This window comes from Paenibacillus residui (genome assembly GCF_042677205.1).
Lineage (GTDB): Bacteria > Bacillota > Bacilli > Paenibacillales > NBRC-103111 > Paenibacillus_L > Paenibacillus_L residui.
This window is the reverse complement of sequence record NZ_JBHTIU010000094.1, coordinates 61,399-79,238: the sequence shown is the minus strand read 5'-3', so window position 1 is coordinate 79,238 and position 17,840 is coordinate 61,399. Positions and strand designations below refer to the sequence as shown.

Below are 17,840 nucleotides of genomic sequence, written 5' to 3'. Positions count from 1 at the left end.
GAGAATACCCTACTTTTTTGTCGCCTGTGAAGGCTCCAAATCTTGGTACACAGAATACTTTACGCCATCCCATGTGTGGAAAGTCGCCTCGATTAAGGGGAAAAATGCACTTATTCCGGGCAAAAACGCGAAAAGCGGCCATATTAAAAGTATTTTTACATTTTTTCAACTGGAAGGGGATCTTCCTAAATACCATCTTGCCTCATCAGGGGTTTCGGTTATCGCGACCATCCGTTAACTCTGTTTTTTCGCATTATTCGTTAAAAAATTGACATAATACATTGAATAATTTCGTCCGCGAGAAGTTACCTCTTTTGCTCCCCCTCAGTCAAGGCTTCTAAGATCGATTTGATAGACTTCCTTGTCAGCCGAATTCTCGTCTGCTATGAATTCCAGCCGATAGGTGTCTAAATCATAAATAAAATAATAGCCGCCATAGGATTCGCTCCAATATTCCTCGTCAGGTTCTCCTAAAGCTTCCTTGACATCCTTCCCGTTCATTTGGATATTAAAAAGCTCCGGAGTGACGGAGATTTTATTAAGCACCGTGCCCTGCTGCAGCCGATTAGGCTCATGGGCACCGGAGCAAGAATCATGATCATAATAGAAAATAGCGTCGATTGCAGGATGACCATACGAATATGTCCAGCATTCCTGATTTCCGATTCCCTCTTGTTCCCCGTATGTCTCCACGATTTCCTGAAAGGTAGACCCCAATGCGGTTCCCACATCTTTCATTCGTCCGTACAAAGCTTCTTCTTTAATGCCTGCTATAATTTCCTTTTCCTTATCCGGCACGACCTTACGCTCTGTTAAGTCCTCCGGGAGTGGTTCCCCTTCGGTAACCGGCACATGATTCCGGTTTAAAGTATTTTGCTGAGCTGTTTGGTATGCGGAATCTGGAAGCTCCACAGATGTCCCGGGAGCCATGCATGCTGTCATCAACCCGGTAATGATCACAACGAAGAATAGAAACTTAATCATATACAATCATCAACCCCATTCCATTCTTGCATTCGTTCGATGCTTCTATTGTTATAGACAATGTGAAAAACAGCTTAATCACACCGCAGACCAAGATGTTTTTCCAAGGCGACCTGCACCCTGCTTAAAATGGAATTGACAAAAAACACAAACTAAAAATATAATTAGGTTGCCTATTAAATTAGTTACGAAAATATTTAGTTACTAAATTAAATGGGCGGGACTAAAGTTTCTGCAGGATGATTTGGGGCGGCTCGTCACTTTGACATTGGGTCCGTGAGCGCCGGCCGCGTTTTTTTACCCGTCTATTTTTCAAGTGGAGGTGAACCTATGGAACCCGGAGACCTGACTACGGAGAGGAAGCTGCTACGGGCATTTATGAAATTTAAAAGAGCGGACTGGCATGAACGCTCTGTCCTCGGATATAAACCGAGCGAAATCAAGTTGCTCTTCTGCCTGAGATTTGGAAGGATCGAGGGGCTGGAGGAGATGAAGGTGTCGGAAATCAGCAGGCGGCTTCATGTCACCTCCCCTACCGTTACGCAATTAATCAACGCCTTGGAGGCTAACGGTCTGGTGGAACGGAACATCGACTCCACGGATCGGAGGGTGGTGCAGGTTCGATTAACCGAACAGGGGGACGAGGTAACCCGGAAAGCGAAGGAAGTGTTCGCCGATTCTTTTCGCGGTTTGGTGGAGTTCTTGGGGGAAGAAGACAGCGAGAAGCTGGTGGAGCTATTGACCAAAGTGTTTGCCTATTACAATGAAAAAGACATGATTTTATCCCCATCGAAGGGAAGTGCAGAATAAATGCTGAGGCTGTTCAAACTGTTGAAGCCGTATCGTCTTCCGATCGCTCTAGTGCTGGTGCTTATTTTCATTCAGACCTTGTCGGAGCTCTACTTGCCTACGTTGATGGCGGATATCGTCGATGTCGGGATCGTTCATGGGGATACTTCTTATATCTTGAAGATCGGCGGTTATATGCTGTTAGTGGCGGCCTTCGGCGTGGTTTGTTCCATAGCTGCCGGGTTTTTGTCCTCCAAAGTTTCGGTTGGCTTCGGACGCCGGCTGAGGGGCAAGATTTTCGCCCATGTAGAGAGGTTCTCCCTGCAAGAATTCGATAAAATCGGAACCGCCTCGCTGATTACGAGGACGACCAACGATATTAATCAGGTTCAGCAAGTGCTGACCATGATGCTGCGAATGATGATCATGGCCCCAATGATGTGTATCGGCGGAATTATTATGGCGGTATCCAAGGACGCTCAATTGTCTTTGGTTCTCGTCTTCGTTATTCCCATTCTGGTAACGGCCATTGTGACTATCGCGGTTAAAGGTATGCCGCTGTTTAAAGCGATGCAGGTCAAGCTGGACAAGTTAAATCTGGTCCTTCGCGAAGGGCTGACCGGAATTAGGGTCATCCGTTCCTTCAACCGGATCGATCACGAGACCCGGCGTTTTGACGAAGCCAACCTGGATCTTACCCAGACCGCAGTTAAGATCAATCGATTAATGGCTTCCTTAATGCCTATCATGATGCTGGTGCTGAATTTCTCCACAATCGCCATCCTTTGGTTCGGCGGACTCCGGATCGGCAACGGGGATATGCAGGTGGGGGCGTTGATGGCTTTTATCCAATATGCCATGCAGATCATGTTCTCCCTACTCATGGTTTCCATGATGTTCGTCATGATTCCCCGTGCCTCCGCCTCTGCGGCGCGCATTAACGAGGTGCTGGAGATGACTCCCGAAATCAAGGATCCCGAGCAGCCCAAGACGAGCCGGGGGCGGCAAGGATATATCGAGTTTAGGGATGTTACGTTCAGCTATCCGGGGGCGGAGAAGCCTGCGCTCTCCAATATTTCCTTTCACGCTAATCCGGGAGAGGTCACGGCGATTATCGGCGGAACCGGTTCGGGCAAATCGACGCTCATTAACCTGATCCCCCGTTTCTACGATGTGGACAGCGGGCAAATTCTGGTCGATGGGGTCGATGTTCGCGAGATGTCGCAGGAGAGTCTTCGGGAGAAGATCGGCCTCGTTCCGCAGAAGGCGCTGCTGTTCACCGGTACCATTACAGACAACATCCGCTACGGGCGGGAGACGGCAAGCGATGAAGAGATCCGGCATGCGGCGAAGATAGCTCAAGCGGAGGAGTTTATAACCGGGATGAAGGACGGCTTCGATTCGGTCATCGCCCAGGGGGGAGCGAATGTGTCCGGCGGGCAGAAGCAGCGTCTGTCCATAGCTCGCGCCTTGGTGCGGAAGCCGGAGATTTATGCGTTCGATGACAGCTTCTCCGCGCTCGATTTCAGAACGGATGCCAAGCTTAGGGCCGCCCTTAAAGAAGAAACGACGAACTCCACCGTCCTGCTTGTGGCCCAGAGAGTCAGTACCGTTATGGATGCGGATCGGATTATCGTGCTGGATGAAGGGGAAATCGCGGGAATCGGAACTCATCGCGAGCTGATGGATACGTGCAAGGTCTATCGGGAAATCGTCTCTTCCCAGTTGTCAGAGGAGGAAATCGCATGAGCGGAGAACGCAGAGGACCCGGTCCGGGTCGGCCCGGGCATGGACATGGAGGCCCGCGGATAGGGATGCCGGTCGAGAAGGCCAGAGATTTCAAGGGGACGTTAAGAAGGCTGATCGGCTATTTAAAACCGCATAAATATTCGTTGATGTTTGTTTTCGCAGCGGCTGTGCTCAGTACGGTATTCAGCATTGTCAGCCCGAAAATATTGGGAAAAGCGACCACCGCCCTGTTTGAAGGCTTTATGGTGCCGGGGGCCGGGATCGATTTTGACTACATTCTGCAGATTCTGGTCGTCCTTGGGGGACTCTATCTGGTCAGTTCCTTGTTTGCATACATTCAGCAGTACATTATGGCCGGAGTGACGCAGAGAACCGTGTATGATTTGCGCAAACAAGTCAACGCGAAGCTTGCGCGGCTTCCTCTAAAATATTTAGATTCCCGGACGAACGGGGAAATTTTAAGCCGTGCCGTCAACGATGTGGATAACCTCAGCAGCACCATCCAGCAAAGCTTGACGCAGTTAATTACGTCGGTAGTCACCTTCGTGGGAGTCATCGTTATGATGCTGACGATTAGCCCGCTGCTTACTCTGATCGTTTTTCTGACTTTGCCTCTGAGCTTCCTGGTCACCAAGTCGGTCGCCAAACGTTCGCAAACCTACTTTAAAGACCAGCAGAAGTCACTCGGAGAGCTGAACGGCCACGTGGAAGAAATGTTTACGGGCCACCAGATCATCAGGGCTTTCGGGCATGAGGACAAGTCGGTGGAGAAGTTCGAGGAAATTAACGGCAAGCTGTACGAAGCAGGCTGGAAAGCACAATTTATATCCGGAATCATCATGCCGCTCATGAGCTTTATCAGCAATATCGGGTACGTGCTCGTCAGCGTGATTGGCGGCGTGCTCGTCACGAGACGGGCGATCGAAATCGGGGACATTCAGGCTTTCATTCAATATTCGAGACAGTTTGCCCAGCCTATCACCCAGTTGGCCAATATCGCCAACGTCATCCAGTCCACGATGGCTTCGGCGGAGCGGGTTTTCGAGCTTCTGGATGAAGAGGAGGAAGTGCCGGAAGCGGCAGATGCCATATCCATCACTGCTCCGCGCGGCGAGGTACAGTTCAGCAACGTCCGGTTCGGGTACAAGGAAGATGCCCCGTTGATCAAGAACATGAACATCGATGTGAAGTCGGGCCAGACCGTTGCGATTGTGGGGCCGACCGGTGCGGGCAAGACGACGCTGATCAATCTGCTGATGCGGTTCTATGAGCTGAACGACGGCCGAATCACGATTGACGGTGTCGATATTACAAAGCTCAAGCGCGGACATCTGCGCGGAATGTTCGGAATGGTGCTTCAGGACACATGGCTGTTCAACGGCACTATCAAGGAGAATATCGGCTACGGGCGGGCGGGAGCTACCGACGAAGAGATTGTCGCGGCGGCCAAGGCTGCTCATGCCGACCATTTCATACGGACTCTGCCTGACGGGTATGACACCGTTCTGAATGAGGAGGCCTCGAATATTTCTCAGGGGCAGAAGCAGTTATTGACGATTGCCCGGGCGATATTGTCCGATCCGGCTATTCTTATTCTCGATGAAGCGACAAGCAGTGTCGATACCAGAACGGAAGTCTATATTCAGAAGGCGATGAACGAGCTGATGAAGGGAAGAACAAGCTTCGTAATCGCGCACAGGCTGTCCACCATTCGCGACGCGGATACGATTCTGGTGATGAATGAAGGCAACGTCATCGAACAGGGCAATCACCAGGAGCTGCTGGAGCAGGGCGGCTTCTACGCCGATTTGTATAACAGCCAGTTTACCGGGGGAGCTAAGCAAGAGGCGGTATGAGGGGGCGCGGATAAGGTGTGGGGCTTGCGGGTCTAGCCGGAGCAACATGCCGTCGTCCGGCCGGTTGGTATCTGCGGGATAAAGCAGACGTCCCAGCCCCGGATTCGAGCGGTACAAGGCGAGGCTTCCGAGTCGAATGATCGTTCTTCACGGGGCTTCCTTGTGAGGGGACGCCTTCCGGGGTGAAAGGACCGGCAAAAGTGCAGGTCTTTCGAAGGTATTTGGCTGAAATCGGCAAATGACATGCAAAAGTGCAGGTGAATTTAACGATTTTGACTGGTTTTCGGCTTTTCGAGGTAAAAGACCTGCATTTTCGTTCGTCTTTCTCGCGATTTAAGGAAATGCAGCAAAAAGACATGCACAAATGCATGTCTTTTTGCTATATCTGGGCCATGGGGCGGCAATATGGATATAAGTTCCGAATTCTTGCTATCTGGAGGGCCGCAAGTAGAAACCGAGTTAGAACTTCAACCTCAGTCAAACTAAATTTCCGCAGGATTATAAGGATACTCTTGCCAATCTATTTATGTACAGGTAAAATACTTGTAGATATTACTGCATGATTGTCTTCTTCACCTTTTATAGGGAGGAGGGATACTTTTTAGAAGGCGGGTAATTTTGACCAAAAGAAATGAAAGCGCTTTACAACAAGACTTATACTCAATATACGAAATGTTGTACGACTCAAATGTCCACTATCAAATCCAGTGAAGGGAGATGTTGAATGAATGCTGCGCAGATGGACGGCGTTGGTGCTCATTGGCTTGTGCAGTATGTTGGCGGTGATGCCTGTTTTTGCAAATAGTTCGGAAAGTTTGGGGGGGATGCATAATGAATTGGCGGAGGGGAAAATTCCGCAATCGATCAAGATTGTTCCCCAAGCGCTTAACCTGAAGGAAGGAAAATCGAAGGAGGTCCGGGTCATCGCGAAATTTCACAAGGGAGGGAGCGAACAGGTTTCCGATGTCATCCTTACAGTCAGCGACAAGACCGTACTCTCCGTATCCGGCATGACTGTGCGGGCGCTGAAGGAAGGCGAAGCGACACTGAAAGCCACCTATCGAGGAGTGTCGGATGAAATCCGTGTGAGGGTTAAGGGCGCAGGTGCCGGGGAAGACCGCCGCTCTACCTATCGCTTTCAGTATGACCTGCCTGAAACCGCAGGAGCCGGACAATACCTTCAGGTCCCGGTTACTTTGGAGACAGAGGAGCTCGGGAAGGAAGGATACGAGGATGTGACTATTACCTTCGAGAAAATAGAAGGACCCGGCGATTTATTGTTCCGGGCAGAGGATAGCTCAGGAGTGGTTCATACCTTCATGAACAAGGGAGAGTGGGCGCCGGGGAAGGACCTTCCCGCACAATACCGCCAGACGGAAACCTGGACGCTGAAGTTTTCCAGGATAGGAACCTATACGTTTGTCTACCGGGTCGTTGATGCGGAAGGGGCGGTTATTGCGGAAACTCCGCAAGTGGTCGAGGTCACCCCTTATATGGAGGATTTAGGCGTACAGATTGCCAATCTGACCATCATGACGGGAGCGTTCGGACAGGACACAGCCGGTAAAGATGTCGGATATACCGTTATTGTAGGGGACCCTGGCCAATTCGCCATTGTCGATACGGAATCGGAAGAGGTCGTCCGAACCTTCGACCTTCCGGGGGCAACCGGATCGTGGTCTATCGTAACGGCAGAGGACGGCACGGTCTATATTGGCAGCTATCCGAACGGGCACCTCTATAAATATACTCCCGGCGCGGATCTAGTGGAGGATTTAGGCCAGCCGGTTGCAGGGACTACCGTCATTTACGGTATGATTCCAGGCAAGGATGGAAAAATCTATGGGGGAACTTACCCGGGCGGTAATTTGTTTCAATATGATCCTGCCAACGGAATGACCGATTACGGCCAGATGAAGCCCGGGGAGCAGTATGTTCGCGGTGTCGCTTACGATCGGGAGAAAGAATTGCTCTATGCCGGGGTCGGGGCCCATGCCGCACTGATCGAATTTAACCCTGCTACGGGAGCAAAAAGAAACCTGCTGCCCGATGAATATGCAAAATACAGCTTTGTTTACGATCTCAATCTGGTGGGCGGAAAGCTGTTCATCAAGCTGGATCCGGGATATAACATGGTTGTGCTGGATGTGGCTACCGGAAGTGTAGATGCGGAATTCACAGCCCACTCCCGGGGAATTATTGCCGATCCGACAAGAAATGTCGTCTACTACACTAACGGTGCCCATCTGTATGAGTATAATCTGGACACTAAGACAACCGGCCAGGTAATGATTGGGGGCCATCCCGCCGTGCTCGGCCAGACAGCGATCGGATGGAGCTTCGTCCGATTGAATGATCCCGACTACCCGGGGCCGACCTTATTCGGTTTCATAGGCAATTATGAAGGCAAGGCGTTCAAGTACAATTTGCAGACTCAGAAGCTGAAGGTCTTTACATTGCCGCTTCCGGCTCAGCCAACAGATATATTTAACGTCGCAGCAGGTCCGGACGGGAATATTTACAGCAACGGGTACATTTCCGGTGGGGTAGGTATCTTCAATCCCGACACCAGAACGATTGTGCGGCAGACCGGCATCGGGCAGTCGGAGTCGATCTTGACCTTGGGAAATAAGATGTATTTCGGTGTCTACCCCGATGCGAAGATTTTCGAGTACGATTTGAGCAAACCGTGGAAAAGCAAACAGAACCCGCGTCAATTGTTTACCATGGGGAGCGAGAATCAGAATCGGCCGGTAGCTATGGCCGGGTCGGAAGCCGATCAGAAGCTGTTCATCGGAACTTCCCCGCATTACGGAATGCTGGGCGGGGCCTTTACGATTTATGATATCGCTACCGGGCAAGCGGACATCCGCCGCAACCTGATCCCCGACCAGAGCGTCATTTCATTGGCCTATAAGGACGGGAAAGTATATGGCGGTTCCAGCATCTATGGCGAAAGCTCGAAGCCCGTTGCCCAGGAAGCGAAGCTGTTTATATGGGATATCGCTGAAGGAAGGATAACCTATGAAACCGTTCCAGTTCCCGGGCTCACCGCCATAGGCGCCTTGCTGGTCGGTCCGGAAGGTCATATCTGGGGGCTTGCCCAAGGGACGTTGTTCATCTTCGATCCGGAGAAGCAAGAGGTTATCTACCGTGAAGAGAAATTCCCGGGTCTGGGTTATGAAAGGGGCGGAGTCGAGCTTGAGCTTGGCAAGGACGGATATATATACGGTACAGCCCAAGGTAAGCTATTCCAAATTGATCCGGAAAGCAAGGAGGTAACCATTCTCCGGAATCAGGATTCGCATCGATTGGCGCAGGATGCTTATGGCAATCTTTATTTTAAAAACGGTCCTGCCACCTCTTACGGAAACACCTTGTGGCGCTATACGATTGAGGATCGTACCGTTTCGGTCACGAGCGTGACATTGGACCGCACGGAGCTTCATCTGGCTCCTGGAGAATCGGCTGTACTCAAGGCGGAAGTAGCCCCGGTTTTCACCAGCAATCGGAACGTCATCTGGGAATCGGATAACATAGCAGTGGCGACAGTTGATGCAGCGGGCCAAGTGCAGGCGATGGCCACGGGAACCGCGACGATAAAAGTGACTACTCAGGACGGCGGTCTAATCGCTGTCTGTCTGGTGCATGTAAAATAGAGGAAAGGGTGCGGGAAGGTACGGGAAACATATGCTTTCCGCACTATTTTTCCAGTGGCACGCCATTTTGGGGTAAGTGCTGCTTTCGAATTGAACCTTCCTGTGAGCCTCAGGTTTGCAGGGAGGTTTTTTCAAAATATAAGCAAGTGTAAGTTTTCATCTATACAAGCCTCCCTTAAAGAGGCTGTTACTGAGAGTCGAGGTCGCAACTAGGCCCTCTTTTATATTCCAATCCTAAAAAGACAATCTATTAGATTGATTAACCTCCCAACAGTTAGTAGTATAAACAATTATAGAACAATCATTTTATAATAAAAGGCGGGAAATGAATGACAATCCAGCAGCAAGCGGCTATGCAATCCATGATTGAATGGCTGGCGGATGAACATGAGCTCGGCCGGGAGCCCGGCAAAATTGAAATCGCGGGAGAATTTGATTTACACGGCATGCACTACTACATATTCAAGTATAAAAAATCGGTGTTAGGAAAATGGCTGCTTGGCGTTTGCGGCGGTTATGAAGACCCGTCCGATACGCAGCATTGCGGCCATGTGTTCAGCGAGATGCAGCCGTATGATCCTGCGACGGCGGAGCAAGAAGCCATTGCTCTCGTTGAAATGATCCGCCAGTACTGGATGGATCGGGCCGCAGCGCTCGAAGCAGAATCACAAAATACAGCATCGGAAGAAGAAGCATCCGAAGACGATTCATCCGGCATCTTCAACGGATTCGTTCTGCTCAATTCGCCGGAATGCGATCTGGAACAAATCAAAGCAAATCTGCTGCAGGATTGGAACATCACTTGTCCGCCTCCGGAGGAAGAGGGGCAAGATGCCGCTAAAGAAAAAGGCGGAACCCTTGTTTTTGATGTAGACGGCTTCATGTTGGCGGTCAGCTTTGTCGATGCCCCCGTACCGGATGGCGAAGCGGAATATTTTGCCCAGGCCAACTATTTGTGGAAGGATGCCGTCGAAGTTACCAAAACACATGTCGCCCAGATCATATTGGCCGTCTTTACCCGGTCCGGGTCCCCGCTCGACAGCGCCAAACTGTACACGAAGCTTGCGGCCAGTTGTTTGAAACTTCCGAACGCCGTCGGAATTTATACTTCCGGCACCGTCTTTCAGCCCGAGCTTTATCTGGAATTCGCGAACCTTATGAAATCCGATGATATGCTGCCCTTGTTGAATCTCGTACATTTCGGCCTTATCAGAACGGAAAACGGTATGGGCGCATATACTTACGGACTTCGAGCTTTCGGCAAAGATGAGATCGAAATCCTGGACTCTCAAGCGAGTCCGAGTGAGCTGCGCGATTTTCTGATTGAGATTTCCGGATATATCCTGGAACAGGACGTTACGTTAAGGGACGGGGAAACCATTGGTTTCTCGGCTGAACAGAGGCTGCCGATTACCCGTTCCGCAGGCGTGTATGTCAACGGAGACAGTCTGAAAATACAATTTTAGTTCTACATATGGCAGCCCAATCTTGGCAGATTCAATGGAAGAAACGAGACTAGAGGACCTCACACCTGCAGTCAGACACTTCATATCTTCCCGGAACAGAAACCATTTTGCAAAGAAACCTGGATGTCCAAAAGGACTTTCAGGTTTATTTTTCCACATCAAGGTATTTAGTTCTTCGCAGTGTTAATGTAATGCATCTATTGGCATAAAAAGCTTCCGCTGATACCGGTTACTCATCTCCAGTTCCGGGGCTCCCCGCAAAGTACTCGGAATACGCTTCGAAGGTCATACGTCACTTTGTGGGGGATTTTACAGGGCTCCCCGCAAAGTACTGTATAAACCTTTATCGAAGCAAAGCAGGAAGAGCGACCGCGATTAGAGGAAGGTTTAGACGCCGACTCCGTTGGAGTGCGGACGGAATACGCTTCGAAGGTCATACGTCACTTTGTGGGGGATTTTACAGGGCTCCCCGCAAAGTACTGTATAAACCTTTATCGTGCAGCTAAACGGCCAAAAGGATGCAGATTCGCAGGCTTTTCAGCGGCCGTGTAGCGAAACGATTTTCCCTTGCCCGAAGAGGATATGACGGATAAAATGTGGAACAGCAAGGATTGGACTTTACACAGGGGAAAGAAGGGACTCTCATGAACTGGTTTCGCCCGCTATCCATCAAGAAGAAGTTAACTTTGTTTTTCCTCGTTTTTTTCTGTATCCCCTTTCTTATTATCGGAGTGATATGGTATAACAAAACGACCCAGACGATCGAGAACAGCGCGGTCTATTACAATGCGCAGTGGATCAGGCAGTTGAATAAGCGCCTGGACGAATATTTTGCCAGAATCAAGCTGGATACTCAGACGCTTCCGGGCGATCCCAGGATACAGCAGTTTGTCAAATACGATCCTAGCGACGCTTATAGCTTGTATTTGCTGAAGTCGGAAATCAGCCAGGAGATCTACCCGAAGATCGCCTACGGCAATAACGAATTCGCCGGATTCTATATGTATTCGGTTAAAGGTGCGGTGCTTGGCGATCAGATCGCGAACCGGTTGGGCGTCGACATTCGGGATTCGGTCGAACCGGATGAAAGCTTCAAGGTCATAGGCATTCAGAAAGTAGGAGGAGTTCCCGTCGTCATGGTACAGCGGAGCATCTTCGACAATATTACCTTCGGCTTCGCCGGAGCGATGATCTATGCTTTCTCGCTGGACCGGCTGCTGGATATGGATGACGGCCGAAAACCCGGGGAGGATGACCATATCGCTATTATCGATACAGCCAATCATCAGTTTCTGTATCATTCCGATTTTGCCAAATGGGGGGAAGAGGTCCCCGGTATCTGGAGGGAGCAGATGCAGGAAACGAGCGGATATTTTATCGACCGCACTGCGGAGGAGCATAAAATTATCGTGTATGAAACCTCCAAAGCTACCGGAATGACGCTTCTGTCCGAGGTTCCTATGAACCAGCTGGTAGGTACGCTTCCCAATTTACGAATGATTACAGCGATTGTCGGGCTGATAATTCTCGCTCTCGCCTTCATTACCTTCAATAAAATTTTGTTGGAGGTCAAAAGATTGGTCGAGGTCATTCATCTCTCCCGCATCGAGCACAAAGACATGGAGCTGAAGCAGAGAGAAGCCCGTCTTCAAGCGCTGCAGTCTCAGATTAACCCGCATTTTCTATACAACAGTCTGGAAATTATCAATTCCTATGCGATCGAGGCCAAGGTCAGACCGATCAGCCAAATGACGGTCATGCTGGCCGGGATGTTTCGTTACAGTGCGAGTGATCCCCGGCATCCGGTACCGCTTCGCGAGGAAATTCACCATATTCGCAACTACTTAAGAATACAGCAGGAGCGCTATGAGCAATTACGGTTCGACATCGCCGTAGAGGAGAAGGATCTGGATCAAGTTCAACTGTTCAGGATGATCCTGCAGCCTATCATTGAGAATGTGATTATCCATGCTTACGAAAATCACGGACTTCATCCTGGCGAAGTACTCATCGCAGGACAAGCGGAAGATAGCTGCTTCAAGCTGCAGGTGATCGATAAGGGGAGGGGAATGGATCCGGGCACTATGGCGAAATTTAATAAGGCCTTTGCGTCTGAAGATGTGGAGTCGGCCGGGAAGACCATCCGGCAAATCGGCCTCTGGAATGTTCATAGCCGGCTGCGGTTGGCCTTCGGGCCCCCTTACGGGCTGCATATTCTGCATTCCGGTGAAGAGGGAACCTGTTTCGAAGTCCGGCTTCCCTATCGTCCGGCGGACGAAATAAATACATGGTCATAGCCGCCAGCGAGGAATTGACCATAATTTCCTTAGTTAGACCATATAGGCCGAGCACGGCCATTGATATAATCGATTGCAAACATAGAAAGGGAGGTAGACCGAACATGAAAGGACGGTCAAAAGCAATAGGTTCCGTATGTCTTCTTGCTGCAGCGCTTACATTGCCAGCTTGCGGAAGCGGTGCCAAAGAAACGAAGGGGGCAGGCCCGGAACAGGAGGCGAAGCCGGTCAAGCTTCACATTCTGACGACGGACGGCGGAGGAATGTTTGCCGCACAGGCTCCGGCGAGTGAGAAAGAGAAATATATCAAGGAACTCAGCCGGCTGTCAGGCTATGATCTCGAGTATGAATTGATGACCTGGGGAGGCGGTGCGGACTATAATCAGCAGTTGGCTCTCCGCTTTGCGTCCAGAGATTTGGGCGATCTGGTGATGACCAGCGGAATCAGCTCGAACGTACATGCCGGCGCTGTCGATCAGGGGGTCTTCCTGGAGCTGGACGAGCTGTTGGATAAATACGGGCCCAATATTAAGAAAAATATTCCCGAAGAGGCCTGGAAAAGTCCGCGCGTACTGAAGGACGGGAAGACATATGGCATCCCGATTCTGGCAGCGGCTCCTGCCACCCGGATCATGTTCATCCGCCAGGATTGGCTCGATAAGCTGAATATGGATGTGCCGACGACCCTGGACGAATTTCTGCAATTTGCCGAAGGCGTGAAGCAGAATGATATGAACGGCGACGGAGATCCGAATAATGAATATGCCCTAGCCATTACGGACAACATCGGCTGGAGCGACGTGTTTACCGGATCCTTCGGCGTGCGGCCGGGTGCGTGGCAGATGCGCGACGGGCAGATGGAGCCGGATATCATTCAACCGGAAATGAAGGAAGCAATCGCTTTTTATAAGAAGCTGTATGATAACGGTTACATCCATAAAGATTTTGTCACCAAGAAGCAGGCCGACCGTATCACCGAGATTTTCAAAGGGTATGTCGGTTCCTATGGGGCCGCAGCCAATCAATATGGGACTTTCACCGATATAACCAAGTATATTAACCAGCCGGACGCGAAGACGGCCATGATCGTTCCGCCGAAAGGACCGCGCGGAGAATCCTATTTCCAGCCGCAATCGGAAGGAATTGATTTCGTATGGGTTATTCCGTCCACAACGAAGAATCCTGAAGAGGTTATCAAATTTTTGGATTGGGCGTGGGGAACTCCGGAAGCAGAGAAATTTTTCGCTTTCGGGATAGAGGGCCACAATTACACGGAGAAGGACGGCAAAATCGAGTATGACGCCGAAGCTGCGGTCAACGTAGATAACCAGGCCAGCGGATTCCACCGCAAGACCATCAATGTACGGGGCTCCAGCCGCTCTGCCATAATCAAGTACCAGCCGGAAGAGGAGCATATCATGAAGGGTTATGAAGATGCGGAGAAATCTGTTTACAAGCATGATTCGCTGGGAATGCCGCCGCTGGAGTCCCTGGTGGGACATCCGGAGCTTGCCGTGGATCTGTCGGCCGGAAGCATTTTCTACGATACTTTCGTGAAGCTGGTCGTGGGCAAGGAAGACCTGGATGAAGGCTTCGACAAGTTCGTCAAGGAATGGAAGAGCCGCGGTGGAGACCAAATGATCAAGGAAGCGACCGAATGGTATACATCTTTCAGACAGGGACAATAAGGTAATGGCGTCTGGAACACCTATTTCCATTTCATCACGAAAGGAGACGTACCATTGCTTCGGAAAATCAAATGGACGGACCCTGTTGTCCTGTTTCTAATCGCGCTGCCCGGACTGCTTCATTTTCTTATCTTTAAGTACATTCCTCTGGCGGGGAACATTATAGCTTTTCAAGATTTCAATTTGTTCCAGGGCTTTCTGCACAGCAAATGGGTTGGCTTGAAGCATTTCATCTATATGTTCAACTACCCGGAATTCTTCATGGTTTTGAGAAATACGCTGAGATTCGGATTGTATTCCATTTTGTTCGGGTTTCCGGCTCCGCTGCTTCTGGCGCTGCTGTTGAATGAAATTCGCATGGAATGGTTTAAACGGACCATGCAGACCTTGCTTTATCTGCCCCACTTCCTGTCCTGGGTTATTGTCGGCGGAATCTTCGTTGAAGTTCTGGCCAATGAGGGGATTGTCAACACGATTCTGGGCCGGTTTGGCTTCGAGTCCGTATCCTTCCTGACCGAGCCCAAGTATTTCCTAGGCGTTGTCATTGGCGCAGGAATATGGAAGGAAATCGGATGGTCGATGATCATCTATCTGGCCGCCATGACCTCCATTAACCCTAACTTGTACGAAGCGGCTATGGTGGACGGGGCAGGGCGCTGGAGAAGAATGTGGAGCATTACGCTTCCTTCGCTAATGCCCACGATCATCATTCTGTTCCTGCTGCGCATCGGCCATCTGATGGACGCCAATGTAGAGCAAGTGCTATTCTTCCTGAACCCGCTCGTAAGGGAAGTAGGCGAGGTGTTCGATACTTATGTATACCGGGTCGGGTTGACGGGAGGCCTCTACAGCTATACAACGGCTATCGGTATCTTCAAAGCGGTGGTCAGCGTCGTTCTGGTCGTCTCGTTGAACAAGCTGAGCAAGAAGACGACCGGGGAAACTATCTACTAGAAATGGAGGGACTAATATGAACATGGAGCGTTCGGATAAGCTGTTTCAATGGACCAATGGTGCTGTCATCCTCCTGATTAGTCTTTCCATGATTGCTCCGATGATCCACCTGCTTGCCGTGTCCTTGAGCGATCCGGTATATGCCGGGGCCAAGCTGGTTTATTTGTGGCCGAAAGGATTTTTCCTGGATGTGTACCATACCTTGTTCGGCATGGCGGATATGTGGCGCGCCATGGGGGTCAGCATCTATATCACTCTCGCGGGAACCTTGCTGTGTCTCCTGCTGACTTCTTCCCTGGCCTACACCTTGACGAGACCGCGGATGCCCGCGCGCAAATGGATAGTGGGACTTATCCTGATCTCCTTTATTTTCCCGTCGCCGCTGATCCCCAGCTTCCTGGTGGTCAACGCGCTGGGAATGAATAATACGCTGTGGGCGTTAATTATTCCTGGTGCACTAGGTGCCTATTATATTATCATTATGAGAACCTTCTTCGCAGGGATCTCCAAAGAGCTGATTGAAGCGGCCAAAATCGACGGCTGCGGGGAGTTCGGAGTTTTCGTACGCATCGTCCTGCCGCTGTCCAAGGCGGTCCTGGCTACGATTGCTCTATTCCATGCGGTGGGGCAGTGGAATTCCTACTTCGGCGCACTCATTTACATTCGCTCGGAGCATTTGTTCCCGCTGCAATTGAAGCTTCGCAATATGGTTCAGAACAGCAGCTTTGACTCGGGCTTCGACAGCAACATGTTCGATACGGATGTGCTGCAAACTCCGGAGATGATTAAGGCGGGCGCCATTATCTTCACGACGCTGCCTATTCTGCTGGTGTATCCGTTCCTGCAGAAGCATTTTGTCAAAGGAGCTATGCTCGGGTCTCTCAAAGAATAGAAGGAGTGTGCCTCCGATAGTCGAACGACGGCTTTATCCTTTATCAGGGGTGGGTAAGACATGCTTAATGTTATGCTGGTTGACGATGAACGGGTCGTCAAGAAGACGATCCGCATATTGATCGAAACGGAAACGGAAGGGATACGGATTGTGGCTGAAGCGAGCGACGGGAGAGAGGCGCTGCAAGCTCTCGAGTTTTATACCCCCGACGTCGTAATAACCGATATTCGCATGCCGGGGATGAGCGGCCTTACCCTTATGCAGGAGATGAGCCGGCGCCAGATCCAGACGGACTTCGTTATCCTGTCCGGATACGGGGATTTCCAATATGCCCAGACGGCCATTCGCTGCGGGGCGGCGGATTATATTCTCAAGCCGATCGATCCGGATTATTTCGTTGCCATGCTTCAACAATTGAAGCATAAGAGGCAGAGCCGTCCGGCAACCGTCGAACCGGTCCATGAGCCGCAGGCCATAGGAGAGAACAAGCATCCGATGATAAAGGAAGTACTGTCGGTTATGGCATCGCGGTACTCTGACCCGAAGCTGTCATTGGGCGAGGTAGCTGATGATTTCGGGATAACTCCGAATTATTTAGGCACCCTGTTCAAAAAGGTGACCGGCGAATCGTTCATCCGCTATTTGACCCGGTTGAGAATTGAGCAGGCCAAGCGCTATTTACAGAAGCCGTTCATCAAGGTGTATGAGATTGGCCATTCGGTTGGGTTTGAGGATTATTCCCACTTTGCCAAGACGTTTCGGAAGCTGAATGGGTGCTCCCCAACCGAGTATCGGAACGAAATGGTTAATCAATGGAACGGATAAGATCGCTCTCATAAAAAGCGAAGACAGCTAGATGCAAGCCTTCCCGGCCATGGATTTCTATAGTGATTCGTGTCATGGGAATAAGCAAATGTGCACCCTCCTGTTTTCCCTGCCTGGGGAAGCAGGAGGTTTCTATTTATTATAGAGAAATAGAAAGAATAATTTCCGCCTATATAAGCGGGCTGGGTATTTTGTCCTCTCACCGAGAATAATATTAATCATTTTTAGTAAATCCTTCTTATTTTTTATATTATTTGGAGGAATAGATCAAAAGATGTCGAAGTGTTTAAAACAGATGTATAATCTTCATAAGATTTAAACAATAGTTTAAATCCAAGAAGGGGTGGTTGTCGAATCTCTGATGATGTTTTCCTACATGATTATATGGTTCATATCAGAACAAAAAGATAGGGGAGATGGTATCGAAATCAGTTGCGACCATCATATGAGCAAATTGACAACGGATAAGAAAACGAATGGTTTTGAACATGTAATGCATAGTGGGAAAGATCGATACTGAACTGAACTTATACTACCGGTCTAACAACCACGATGGGAGGGAAACGCTTGAGTAGTACTCGCTTAACGAGGGCAAACAAATACAAATTAAAACAGTTCCTCGTTAAATTTTGTGTATTTTTACTCGTCATTGGGGGGGGTACTGCCGTTTGTTTCGCCTGC

The 17,840-nt window shown here is 50.1% G+C and carries 12 protein-coding genes; 11 read left to right on the top strand and 1 reads right to left on the bottom strand.

The window, feature by feature from the left end; genetic code table 11:
* The coding region (locus ACFQ03_RS22825) for a hypothetical protein (RefSeq protein WP_379291217.1) at positions 1-238 on the top strand (238 nt) is incomplete at its 5' end.
* 86 nt (positions 239-324) lie between these two features.
* Here ACFQ03_RS22825 and ACFQ03_RS22820 read toward each other — a convergent pair.
* Positions 325-984 (bottom strand): hypothetical protein, encoded by a 660-nt coding sequence (locus tag ACFQ03_RS22820; protein WP_144934805.1) that lies wholly within the window; start codon positions 982-984, stop codon positions 325-327.
* Positions 985-1,314: 330 nt separating this feature from the next.
* On the opposite strand from ACFQ03_RS22820, the gene ACFQ03_RS22815 reads away from it, so the two are divergent.
* From ACFQ03_RS22815 to ACFQ03_RS22770, 10 genes are all read left to right on the top strand, one after another.
* Positions 1,315-1,794, top strand: a complete 480-nt coding sequence (locus ACFQ03_RS22815; RefSeq protein ID WP_379291215.1) for a MarR family winged helix-turn-helix transcriptional regulator — start codon at positions 1,315-1,317, stop codon at positions 1,792-1,794.
* Positions 1,795-3,522, top strand: coding sequence for an ABC transporter ATP-binding protein (locus ACFQ03_RS22810; protein WP_379291213.1), 1,728 nt, complete (start codon positions 1,795-1,797; stop codon positions 3,520-3,522).
* Positions 3,519-5,378: an ABC transporter ATP-binding protein gene (locus ACFQ03_RS22805; protein ID WP_144934813.1), complete on the top strand. Its 1,860-nt coding sequence runs from the start codon at positions 3,519-3,521 to the stop codon at positions 5,376-5,378. Before ACFQ03_RS22810 ends, ACFQ03_RS22805 begins: the two co-directional genes overlap by 4 nt.
* Positions 5,379-6,106: 728 nt before the next feature.
* Positions 6,107-9,037: an Ig-like domain-containing protein gene (locus ACFQ03_RS22800; RefSeq protein ID WP_379291210.1), complete on the top strand. Its 2,931-nt coding sequence runs from the start codon at positions 6,107-6,109 to the stop codon at positions 9,035-9,037.
* Between the two features lie 329 nt (positions 9,038-9,366).
* Positions 9,367-10,503, top strand: coding sequence for a DUF4261 domain-containing protein (locus ACFQ03_RS22795; RefSeq protein WP_379291208.1), 1,137 nt, complete (start codon positions 9,367-9,369; stop codon positions 10,501-10,503).
* A 644-nt stretch (positions 10,504-11,147) separates the two neighbouring features.
* Positions 11,148-12,800, top strand: a complete 1,653-nt coding sequence (locus tag ACFQ03_RS22790) for a sensor histidine kinase (protein ID WP_379291206.1) — start codon at positions 11,148-11,150, stop codon at positions 12,798-12,800.
* Positions 12,801-12,904: 104 nt separating this feature from the next.
* Entirely contained in the window at positions 12,905-14,488 is a 1,584-nt protein-coding gene (locus ACFQ03_RS22785) for an extracellular solute-binding protein (RefSeq protein ID WP_379291204.1), read from the top strand.
* Positions 14,489-14,542: 54 nt separating this feature from the next.
* Positions 14,543-15,442 (top strand): ABC transporter permease, encoded by a 900-nt coding sequence (locus tag ACFQ03_RS22780; RefSeq protein WP_150960400.1) that lies wholly within the window; start codon positions 14,543-14,545, stop codon positions 15,440-15,442.
* Positions 15,443-15,458: 16 nt separating this feature from the next.
* Entirely contained in the window at positions 15,459-16,334 is an 876-nt protein-coding gene (locus ACFQ03_RS22775) for a carbohydrate ABC transporter permease (protein ID WP_144934833.1), read from the top strand.
* A gap of 60 nt (positions 16,335-16,394) precedes the next feature.
* Positions 16,395-17,159 (top strand): response regulator transcription factor, encoded by a 765-nt coding sequence (locus ACFQ03_RS22770; RefSeq protein WP_379291201.1) that lies wholly within the window; start codon positions 16,395-16,397, stop codon positions 17,157-17,159.
* The last annotated feature ends 681 nt before the right edge of the window (positions 17,160-17,840 follow it).

What these genes read in the sequence shown, in the direction of transcription:
- ACFQ03_RS22820 (WP_144934805.1), bottom strand. Translation starts at nt 984, where the DNA reads ATGATTAAGTTTCTATTCTTCGTTGTGATCATTACCGGGTTGATGACA.
- ACFQ03_RS22815 (WP_379291215.1), top strand. Translation starts at nt 1,315, where the DNA reads ATGGAACCCGGAGACCTGACTACGGAGAGGAAGCTGCTACGGGCATTT.
- ACFQ03_RS22810 (WP_379291213.1), top strand. Translation starts at nt 1,795, where the DNA reads ATGCTGAGGCTGTTCAAACTGTTGAAGCCGTATCGTCTTCCGATCGCT.
- ACFQ03_RS22805 (WP_144934813.1), top strand. Translation starts at nt 3,519, where the DNA reads ATGAGCGGAGAACGCAGAGGACCCGGTCCGGGTCGGCCCGGGCATGGA.
- ACFQ03_RS22800 (WP_379291210.1), top strand. Translation starts at nt 6,107, where the DNA reads ATGCTGCGCAGATGGACGGCGTTGGTGCTCATTGGCTTGTGCAGTATG.
- ACFQ03_RS22795 (WP_379291208.1), top strand. Translation starts at nt 9,367, where the DNA reads ATGACAATCCAGCAGCAAGCGGCTATGCAATCCATGATTGAATGGCTG.
- ACFQ03_RS22790 (WP_379291206.1), top strand. Translation starts at nt 11,148, where the DNA reads ATGAACTGGTTTCGCCCGCTATCCATCAAGAAGAAGTTAACTTTGTTT.
- ACFQ03_RS22785 (WP_379291204.1), top strand. Translation starts at nt 12,905, where the DNA reads ATGAAAGGACGGTCAAAAGCAATAGGTTCCGTATGTCTTCTTGCTGCA.
- ACFQ03_RS22775 (WP_144934833.1), top strand. Translation starts at nt 15,459, where the DNA reads ATGAACATGGAGCGTTCGGATAAGCTGTTTCAATGGACCAATGGTGCT.
- ACFQ03_RS22770 (WP_379291201.1), top strand. Translation starts at nt 16,395, where the DNA reads ATGCTTAATGTTATGCTGGTTGACGATGAACGGGTCGTCAAGAAGACG.